General features: G+C 48.8%; 1 protein-coding gene. It reads right to left on the bottom strand.

What is annotated here, in order from left to right; translation table 11 throughout:
• Positions 1-592 (bottom strand): hypothetical protein (locus OW492_RS16960; protein ID WP_290041714.1); only part of this gene is annotated, 592 nt, incomplete at both ends.

Raw genomic sequence — 592 nt, 5'->3', positions numbered from 1 at the left:
CTTCATCGCCATCTTCATCGAAGGTCTCAAAGGTCGCCACTTCTGCGCCAGCAACGGCGCTGCCGTCATCTTCAGTAAAGTCATTGCTGGTTAAGATAGTAATTTCTGGTGCATCATTCACGGTCGCAACACTTGGATCAACGCTTACTGCGTAGCCATCTGTTGTGCCATCGTTTGGCGTTAAGGTGAAAGCCGGTAATTCTTGACCACTATTCACTAATGCTACACCGACTTCAGTGAGGACAACCGTACCATCTACGATTTCGTAGTTAACGGTATCGCTTAAGGTGACTGTCACTTCATCGCCATCTTCATCGAAGGTCTCAAAGGTCGCCACTTCTGCGCCAGCAACGGCGCTGCCGTCATCTTCAGTAAAGTCATTGCTGGTTAAGATAGTAATTTCTGGTGCATCATTCACGGTCGCAACACTTGGATCAACGCTTACTGCATCGCCATCAACCGTGCCGTCGTTTGGCGTTAAGGTGAAAGCAGGTAATTCTTCGCCACTATTGACTAAGTCAGCACCGGCTTGGGTCAATACCACTGAGCCGTCTACTAAGGCATAGTTTACTGTGTCGCTTAGCGTAACCGT

The sequence above is a fragment of the Psychromonas sp. 14N.309.X.WAT.B.A12 genome, assembly GCF_030397575.1.
Classification (GTDB): Bacteria; Pseudomonadota; Gammaproteobacteria; order Enterobacterales; family Psychromonadaceae; genus Psychromonas.
Note: the sequence above shows the minus strand (reverse complement) of the source record. Positions and strands in the feature narration are given on the sequence as shown.